The 3,123-nt window shown below is 73.4% G+C and carries 2 protein-coding genes and 1 pseudogene; 1 reads left to right on the top strand and 2 read right to left on the bottom strand.

The genetic code is table 11. The features are described 5' to 3' along the window. On the bottom strand, window positions 1-1,329 hold a 1,329-nt coding region (locus QH283_RS01165), incomplete at its 3' end, for a bifunctional ADP-dependent NAD(P)H-hydrate dehydratase/NAD(P)H-hydrate epimerase (protein ID WP_280501162.1). A 134-nt stretch (window positions 1,330-1,463) separates the two neighbouring features. On the opposite strand from QH283_RS01165, the gene QH283_RS01160 reads away from it, so the two are divergent. Then, window positions 1,464-1,889 (top strand): cupredoxin domain-containing protein, encoded by a 426-nt coding sequence (locus QH283_RS01160; protein WP_280501161.1) that lies wholly within the window; start codon window positions 1,464-1,466, stop codon window positions 1,887-1,889. 36 nt (window positions 1,890-1,925) lie between these two features. On the opposite strand, the pseudogene glmS reads toward QH283_RS01160, so the two are convergent. Further along, window positions 1,926-3,041, bottom strand: a pseudogene (gene glmS, locus QH283_RS01155) (glutamine--fructose-6-phosphate transaminase (isomerizing)); the annotation flags it as partial. Window positions 3,042-3,123: the final 82 nt, after the last annotated feature.

Below are 3,123 nucleotides of genomic sequence, written 5' to 3'. Positions count from 1 at the left end.
GGCCGCGGCCACGGCCGGGTCGTGGCCCGCGGCCAGCAGCGCGCCGATGATCCCGGAGAGCACATCGCCCGCGCCCGCGGTGGCCGCCCAGGAGCCGCCCGCCTCGTTGACCAGCACCGGACGTCCCGGATGGGCGATCAGGGTGGCGCGCCCCTTGAGCAGGACCGTGACCCGCCACCGCTCGGCCAGCTCCCGGACCGCGCCGACCCGGTCGGGGGCGGGATCACGGCCGGTCAGCCGGGCGAATTCGCCCGCGTGCGGGGTGAGCACGGTCGGCGCGGCGCGGCCGCGCAGCAACTCGGGGGCGCGGGCGAGCAGGGTGAGACCGTCGGCGTCGATCACCACCGGCAGGTCGGTGGCGAGGACCTCGGCGAGCCGGTCACGAGCGGCGGCGTCGACGCCCGCGCCGGGGCCGAACACCCACGACTGCACGCGGCCGGTGGTGGCGATGTCGGCGGCGGCGATCACCTCCGGGAAGTGCGCGAGCACCTGGGCGGCGGCGCTGCCCGCGTAGCGCACCATCCCGGAGGTAGCCGCGACCGCGCCGCCCACCGCGAGCACCGCGGCCCCCGGATAGGTGGCGCTGCCCGCGCAGACCCCGGTCACGCCCTGGGTGTACTTGTCGTCGGTGGCGGCGGGCACCGGCCACCGCGCCCCCACGGCGGCGGGCGCGAGCGCGACGAGATCCGGTGCGGGCAGCCGCAATCCGATGTCCACCAATTCGATCCGCCCACACCACGGCGCGGCCAGCGCGTGCACCGGTTTCCGGGCGCCGAAGGTCGCTGTCACCGCGGCGCGCACCGCGGGCCCGTCGACCGCGCCGGTGTCCGGGTCCACTCCGCTGGGCAGGTCGACCGCCACGATCGGAGCCCGCACCCGCGCGACGATCTCGGCGGCCGCCGGACGCAGCGGCCCCTTGCCGCCGATCCCGACGATGCCGTCGACCACCAGGTCCGGGTCGCCGATCTCGGTGCCGACCCGTCCGCCCGCCCGGCGGAACGCGGCCAGCCCGGCGGCGTGCGCGCGCTCGGGGGTGAGCAGGATCGCGCGCACCGCCACCCCGCGCCCCCGCAACCCGGCTCCCGCCCACAGCGCGTCCGCGCCGTTGTCCCCGGCCCCGGCCAGCAGGGTCACCGAGCGTCCTGCCACCCCACCGGTGCGTTCCCGCAGTTCGGCGGCGACCACCCTGGCCAGGCCGTGCGCGGCCCGCCGCATGGGCACGCCCTCGGGCACCCGGGTGAACAGTTCCGCCTCGGCCGCGCGCACCTGCGCCACGGTGAAGTAGCCGCGCTCCTCGGCGAGCGCGGACCTCGATCGGATCGCCGTCATCGGATCGCCACCTCCGTGCGACTGCTCGGCCCGCCGGGTGCGCTCACCCGGCCGGATCGGTCACCGGCGGGCCGCCGCACCACGCGACCCGCGTGTTGCGGACCTTACCCGCCCGCGCACTACGCTCGTCGATCATGCCGATCACGCATCGTTCCACCCGCGCGCGGGCGCTCGCCGCGCTCGCCCTGGCCACCTCGACCGCGATCGCCGGATGCGGCTCCGACGAGACCGACCCGGCCCCGGTCTCCCCCGCCACCTCGGCGGCCTCGGCCACCGGCGCCCCAGCTCAGCAACCGGCGCCCGCCGGAGACGTCACCGTCGCCGTCGACGACATGGCCTTCTCGCCCGCCGCGGTGACCGTCCGCGTCGGCGACACCGTGACCTGGGAGTTCTCCGACAGCGTGCCACACTCGGTGCAGGGCATCGGCGACAAGGCGATGGGCATCAACAGCCCCATCCTCACCACCGGCGAGTGGAGTTTCACCTTCACCCAGCCCGGCGAATACCGCTACCTGTGCTCGCTGCACCCGCAGATGCGGGGCAGCGTGACCGTCGAATGACCCGTCGCACCGACCGGGTCGTCGCCGGCCCTCGGCTCACTCGACGGTGACGGACTTGGCCAGGTTGCGCGGCTTGTCCACGTCGTAACCGCGGGCCTGGGCGATCTCGGCCGCGAAGACCTGCAGCGGCACGGTCGACAGCAGCGGCTGGAACAGCGTCGGCGCCGACGGGATCTCGATCAGATGGTCGGCGAACGGCCGCACGGTGTCGTCGCCTTCCTCGGCGATCACGATGGTGCGGGCGCCGCGGGCCTGGATCTCGCGGATATTGCTCAGCAACTTCGAGTGCAGCACCGCCCGGCCCTTCGGCGAGGGCATCACCACGATCACCGGCAGGCCGTCCTCGATCAGCGCGATCGGGCCGTGCTTGAGCTCGCCCGCCGCGAAGCCCTCGGCGTGCATGTAGGCCAGCTCCTTGAGCTTCAGCGCGCCCTCCAGCGCCACCGGGTAGCCCACGTGGCGGCCGAGGAACAGCACCGTCGGCACCTGCGCGAGCTCACGGGCGATGGCGCGCACCTGCGGCGCGGTCTCCAGCACCCGGGCCACCAGCTTCGGCATGGCCTCCAGCTCCTGGAACTCGCGGGCCACCTCGTCGGGGTACTTGGTGCCGCGCGCCTGCGCCAGCGCCAGCCCGACCAGGTAGTTGGCCGCGACCTGAGCCAGGAACGCCTTGGTCGAGGCCACGCCGATCTCCGGGCCGGTGCGGGTGTAGACCACCGCGTCGGACTCGCGTGGGATCTGCGCGCCGTTGGTGTTGCAGATCGCCAGCACCCTGGCCTTCTGCTCCTTGGCGTGGCGCACCGCCTCGAGCGTGTCGGCGGTCTCGCCGGACTGGGAGATGGCCACCACCAGGGTGGAACGGTCGAGCACCGGATCGCGGTAGCGGAACTCGCTGGCCAGTTCGACCTCGACGGGCAGGCGGGTCCAGTGCTCGATGGCGTACTTGGCCAGCAGGCCCGCGTGGTAGGAGCTGCCGCAGGCCACCACGAACACCTTGTCGAACTCGCGCAGCTCCTGGTCGGCCAGCCGCTGCTCGTCGAGCACGATGCGCCCGCCCGACACGTCGGTGGTGAAGTGCCCGATCAGGGTGTCGGCGACCGCGGTGGGCTGCTCCTCGATCTCCTAGAGCATGAAGTAGTCGTGGGCGCCCCGATAAAAGGCCCCGCAGAAGCCAAAAGAACAAAAACAAAACCTAAGCAAAACGTTACAGCCAGAGAGGCAATAGGTTTACAGA

Origin of the sequence: Nocardia farcinica, from assembly GCF_029867845.1 — a bacterium.
GTDB lineage: Bacteria > Actinomycetota > Actinomycetes > Mycobacteriales > Mycobacteriaceae > Nocardia > Nocardia farcinica_A.
This window is presented reverse-complemented; position numbering and strand designations above follow the sequence as displayed.

Excerpts from the sequence above, each read along its gene's own strand:
- QH283_RS01160 (WP_280501161.1), top strand. The coding sequence starts at position 1,464 with ATGCCGATCACGCATCGTTCCACCCGCGCGCGGGCGCTCGCCGCGCTC.